The sequence below is a fragment of the Sphingomonas sp. CCH9-F2 genome (assembly GCF_001556735.1).
GTDB lineage: Bacteria > Pseudomonadota > Alphaproteobacteria > Sphingomonadales > Sphingomonadaceae > Sphingomonas > Sphingomonas ginsenosidimutans.
In genome coordinates this window covers 1-2,562 of sequence record NZ_LSJO01000131.1, presented here as the reverse complement: position 1 = coordinate 2,562, position 2,562 = coordinate 1, and the positions used below count along the sequence as shown (strand labels likewise).

2 protein-coding genes and 1 pseudogene are annotated in these 2,562 nt (G+C 68.9%); all 3 read right to left on the bottom strand.

What is annotated here, in order from left to right:
• Positions 1-511 (bottom strand): annotated as a pseudogene (locus tag AX685_RS03980) (hypothetical protein); the annotation flags it as partial.
• A gap of 216 nt (positions 512-727) precedes the next feature.
• Positions 728-1,255 carry a CocE/NonD family hydrolase gene (locus AX685_RS23325; RefSeq protein WP_269450456.1) on the bottom strand — a complete coding sequence of 176 codons (528 nt, stop codon included), beginning with the start codon at positions 1,253-1,255 and terminating at the stop codon, positions 728-730.
• Positions 1,177-2,562, bottom strand: a 1,386-nt coding sequence (locus AX685_RS03970) for a CocE/NonD family hydrolase (RefSeq protein WP_066485661.1), incomplete at its 5' end; no start/stop codon positions are given. The genes AX685_RS23325 and AX685_RS03970, both read right to left, overlap by 79 nt.

Genomic DNA, 2,562 nt, shown 5'->3' with positions numbered 1-2,562 from the left:
AGCGGCGGCGGGTCCACGTCCTGCTCGGCCCGGCCCCGGGCCTTACCGCACCGGGCGTGCCACTGGCGCTTTGCGCGACGGCGCCAAGGCGCACCGGCAGCGGATCGCCCGCCGCGACCGGGCCGAGCAGGACGTGGACCCGCCGCCGCTCACCCGCGCGCAGCCGCACGGCCGGGGGGGCGAGCGCGGCGCCGTCCGCGCCGTCGGCGGAGATGCCGATGTAGGTGGCGCGCGCGGCATCGACCGCGACCGACAGCGCGAAGTCGTCGTCGGCATTTCCGGTGTTGGTGACGTCGAAGGCGACCGCCACCGCGGCATCGGGAACGACCGGCTGCGACGCCAGCGCGGCGGTGACGGCCACGTCGACCAGCTGCGCCAGGGTGAGCGACACGCTGTTGCTGACGATGGGGGGCGCCGTGCTGCCGTCCGGCGCGGCGACGTTCAGCCGCGCGACGTTGGTGATGACGGTGCCCGCGGGCGTGGCGGTTTGCGCACGCGCCGCGGGCGACACGACAAGCGCGCCCGAGACGGCCAGGGGGAGGGGGAAGGAGAACCGCAAGGCATTCGTCCGGACGACGGGATTGTCGTGCACGAGCGAAAAAGCGCAGCGCGGTTAACCGGACGTAACCACGAAATGCGCGCCAGCCGGCGTTTCTACCAAAGGCTAAAATACAGAAAACAAAAGAAAAAATGTTCCGGAAACGAAACGCCTCAATTCTACGGTAGGTTAGTCCGGCGCCACCGGCAGGCTGATGTAGCTGGCCTGCGCGCCGGCGATGGTGACGCTTTGCGTCGCCTTCCGATAGTCGCCGGGGCGGGCGAAGAAGATGTTCGGCACGAACGTCTGCGGGTTGCGGTCGTACAGCGGGAACCAGCTGGACTGGACCTGCACCATGATGCGGTGGCCGGGCAGGAAGACGTGGTTCGCGGTCGGCAGAGCGAACGTATAGGGCAGCGCGCGGCCCGGCGTGATCGCGCGCGGCTGTGCCAGCGATTCACGGTAGCGGCCGCGGAAGATGTCCATCGCCACCGCCAGCTGATAGCCGCCCATCGCGGGCTTTTCGGGGACTTCGTCGGGATAGACGTCGATCAGCTTGACCACCCAGTCGCTGTCGGTGCCGGTGGTCGCGGCGGTGAGGTGGACGACCGGCGCGCCCGCGATCGCCAGCGGCTGCGTCAGGACCGGGCCGGTGAAGGTGAGGACGTCGGGCGCCCCGACACCGCGCGCTGGTCCCCGGTCAGCCACGTCGGCCACGGATTGTTGTCGCCATAGCCGAGCGCGGGGACCGGGCGCGGTTGATAGGTGACCGGCACGGTGGGGTCGGAGACGTAATCGGCGACGTCCTTCCCCGGCGCGGCATCGAAGCCCAGCGTCATACCCGGACGCAGGTACAGCCGCGTGCGCCCTTCCTCGATGGGCCATGCGGCGAGCCGTTGCCAGCGGTTGGTCCCGCTCTGGAAGGCGGTGACGGGCGCGACGTCCATCGCCGCATCCTTCAGGTAATGCGCCAGGAACGGGGCCAGCACGTCGCGGCGCCATTGCTTGGCGGTGTCGGCGTCCCAGTCGATCGCGCCGAGCCGGCTGCCTTCGCCGATCGCCTGCCCGTGGAACCACGGCCCGATCGACAGGAACAGCTTGCCGTGCATCGCCGGTTTCGTCCGCAGCGCGCGATAGACCGCCATCGCGCCGTAGATATCCTCCTGATCCCACAGGCTGTGGACCAGCATGGTCGGCACGTCGGACCCGCGCAGCGCCAGCACCTCGTCCATCGCCTGATCGTGCCAGAAGCTGTCGTAGGCCGGGTGCGAGGCGACCTTCCACCAGAAGCCGACCTGGTCCAGTCCGTGCGCTAGCGCCAGCCGACCCGCCGAGCCGGCACGCATCTGCACGTCATATTCGTCATAGGTGGAGGATTGCCATTTCGCGCTGCCGTCGCGCGATGCCTCCTGATTGAAGAAATAGGGCAGGCTGTTGAGGCGGAAGGCGCCGTTGTGGAACCAGTCGTCGCCGCGCCAGCCGTCGACCATCGGGTTCATCGGGACCGCGACCTTCAGCGCGGGATGGGCGTTCACCAGACCCATCAGCGTCGTGAAGCCGTCGTAACTGATGCCGATCATCCCCACGCGCCCGTTCGACTGCGGCAGGTTCTTCACCAGCCAGTCGATCGTGTCGTACGTGTCGGTGGCGTGATCGACCGCCGTGGGATTGGCGATCGATCCGGCGAGCGCGCGGTTCATCATGTACGTGCCGCCCGAGCCGTATTTGCCCCGCACGTCCTGCACCACGCGGATATAGCCGCCCGCCGCGATCACGTCGGCGGCATTGTCATACCCTTGCAGCACGCTGGCCATCCGCCCGCTGTCGGCATGGCGGGTCAGCCCCTCCGCATCATAGGGGGTGCGGGTCAGCAGGATGCCCGCGTCCTTCGCGCCATTGGGGATGAGGATGACCGTGTGAAGCGTCACGCCGTCGCGCATCGGTATCTCGACGGTACGGCGCGTGAAGTCGGCGTCGGGGGCGGGAACGGGTCGCAGCTGCGCCGGGCGCTCGTCCTCCGACAG